The 2,477-nt window shown below is 40.5% G+C and carries 2 protein-coding genes and 1 pseudogene; 2 read left to right on the forward strand and 1 reads right to left on the reverse strand.

Annotation, left to right across the window (positions count from 1 at the left end; genetic code table 11):
• Positions 1–146 precede the first annotated feature (146 nt).
• Positions 147–374, forward strand: coding sequence for a helix-turn-helix domain-containing protein (locus tag FYJ62_RS10895; RefSeq protein WP_268233462.1), 228 nt, complete (start codon positions 147–149; stop codon positions 372–374).
• Here FYJ62_RS10895 and FYJ62_RS10375 read toward each other — a convergent pair.
• A complete protein-coding gene (locus FYJ62_RS10375; RefSeq protein ID WP_023860195.1) occupies positions 336–1,259 on the reverse strand; it encodes an IS30 family transposase in 924 nt (307 codons plus the stop codon). The two genes, FYJ62_RS10895 and FYJ62_RS10375, sit on opposite strands and share 39 nt — an antisense overlap.
• Before the next feature lie 332 nt (positions 1,260–1,591).
• Between FYJ62_RS10375 and FYJ62_RS10380 the strand changes: the two are divergent.
• Positions 1,592–2,185 (forward strand): annotated as a pseudogene (locus FYJ62_RS10380) (hydantoinase/carbamoylase family amidase); the annotation flags it as partial.
• Positions 2,186–2,477: the final 292 nt, after the last annotated feature.

Here is a 2,477-nt window from a genome sequence, read left to right on the forward strand (position 1 = left end):
TCCAGCCCCGCCGTCCAAACAGCCGCCTGGACAAGGTGCGCTATATGTTTCAGAAGATAATGTAACGTCTTGCGCAATGCAAGCGTTCATTGCTGGCTATTGCGAAATATCATTGATAAAATCAGTATCAGAGAGGAGAAACTATTTTGAACCAGGAACAGACGAATATTACAACAGGAAAGCAAATACGTCATCTGCGAACACAATTGGGAATGACACAGGAAGAACTAGCCGGGGAATTGAATGTTACCCGGCAGGCACTATCGAATTGGGAGAGAGATGTTAATGAACCCGATTTAAATATGTGGCAGATTGCAATAAATAAATTGAACACTTCATCGAAGCATTTTTCGCATAAAGACTTCAATGGGTGATCGCCAGTTGAGACATTTAAGTGGCCGAGAGTTTAAGTACCAGTTAATCTGAATTAGTTCTTGATCACTGATCTCTTCAATTGGCTTGCCTTTAGGGATAAAACGACGCAAGACCCGATTACGATTCTCATTACTACCTCGTTCATGCGGCGAATAAGCATGGGCAAAGTAAAGATTAATGCCCGTCTGTTCTTCAATCTCACGATAGTTAGCGAACTCTTTACCATGATCGACGGTGATGGTCTTAAGTTTGGGTCCTAATTGTTTCGCTAATTCTAGCATGGCCATTGTCATTGCCTGACTACTACGACTTTCAAGGCGTTTAACCACGGTTAATCTACTTTGCCGTTCGACAAAAGTGGCCACCGCTTGTCCTCTTCGTTTACCAGATAGAACAGTGTCAGCTTCAAAGTGACCAAACGTTTTACGAGTCTTAACTTCCTGTGGACGTTCTTCAATTGAACGGCCATGACTAAATGTTCCCCGAGTTTCTTTCGCCCGATGACGACGAATGCCTCGGTCAGGTAAGTCCGATGGTTGGATGTCAAGTATACCTTGGTCAATCCAGTTGTAAATGGTCTTATAAGCAATCCCAACCATATGAGCAACCTGTTCAGGCGACCACTTCTGAATCTTGACTTTGTCTTCAACCAAGCGTTTTAGATTAGCAGTCAGCACATATTTACGTCCACGTAACTTAAGCTTTGTCTCATGATCCTGTTGAGATCGCTTAGCATTATAAGGTAAAGGGAGACGATGTAATTCATTGAAAATCGTTGTTTTACTGAAGCCTAGATAGTCAGCAATATAGCGAAGCGAACGGTGTTCATGAAGTAAAGTTTCAATGACAATGCGGTCAGCAAATGATAAAATAGTGGTGCCCATAAAGGTCCTTCTTTCTAATGGAATGTTGTGGTAACACCATTAAAGACCTTTATGGGTTTTCTTGTCCACTTAAATGTTCAACTTATATTTTACAATCTGTCTTATTAAAAACTAGATAGAATTTATTGGATAAATATGTCGAAGGTATAATAGCCATCGGCATTTTTTATTGTGATAGAAACTATCAGGACTGCACAAAATCATTAATTGATTTAGCATTAACGGCCAATGAACAACCCGTTGGAAGCGCATACAATTAAGACATACTAAAGCGATAACGCATATGCTTTTAAAGAAATCTTCTTTGAAGGCAAGGTTAGGAGGTTAGTATCGTGGAAGTTGAACAAACTGTAAAGGAACGACTGCAAAAGTTGTCTTCGATTGGGAGTGATCCTACTGGAGGTTTAACACGGTTACTTTATTCTGATAGTTGGTTATCGGCACAACATTATGTACAAGACCAGATGAAAAATATCGGAATGAAAGCAGCTTTTGATGAAGTTGGGAATCTTTTTGGCCGGATCGAAGGTAGCGAGTTACCGGAAGAAACAATTATGACGGGGTCTCACATTGACACTGTCGTAAACGGTGGTAAATTGGATGGCCAGTTTGGGGTAGTTGCTTCACTAACGGCGGTCCAAATGCTTCAAGAAAAGTACGGCCAACCAAAACGTTCCCTTGAGGTTATTTCAATGGCTGAGGAAGAAGGAAGTCGTTTCCCAACGGTATTTTGGGGAAGTAAGAACTTTGTAGGAATTGCTAATAACGACGAAGTAAAAGATATCGCTGATGCCAATGGAAAGAAGTTTGTGGATGAAATGCACCGACAGGGATTTGATTTTCAACCACAACAAAAGCGGCGAAATGATATTAAGGCCTTTGTTGAAGAACATATTGAACAAGGAAGTATTCTTGAAACGGAAAAAGAATGCTCATGTACGGTAAAGAAGCAAGCAACCGAAAACAATAGATAGACCGCCAGCACTACACTATTCCGAACCAAAGACCAAAAGATAAGCATTTTGAGAAAATCTAAACTTTTGGATTTTCCTACAATGCCGACTACGGCGGAATCCCTCCCACTCCTTATATACTTAAACTTCCCACTTGCAAAAGTGGGCTTGTACCTTGAAAATTCAATAGTTTAGCCAATAAAAAAGCACAAGGCCTTTGTTCGCTTGATATAATTTAGTCAACCACAACATCATCAATATCAAA

The sequence above is a fragment of the Lactobacillus porci genome (assembly GCF_009695985.1).
Classification (GTDB): Bacteria; Bacillota; Bacilli; order Lactobacillales; family Lactobacillaceae; genus Lactobacillus; species Lactobacillus absianus.

Bases quoted from the DNA above. Each gene is read 5' to 3' on its own strand.
- FYJ62_RS10375 (WP_023860195.1), bottom strand. From the start codon at position 1,259: ATGGGCACCACTATTTTATCATTTGCTGACCGCATTGTCATTGAAACT.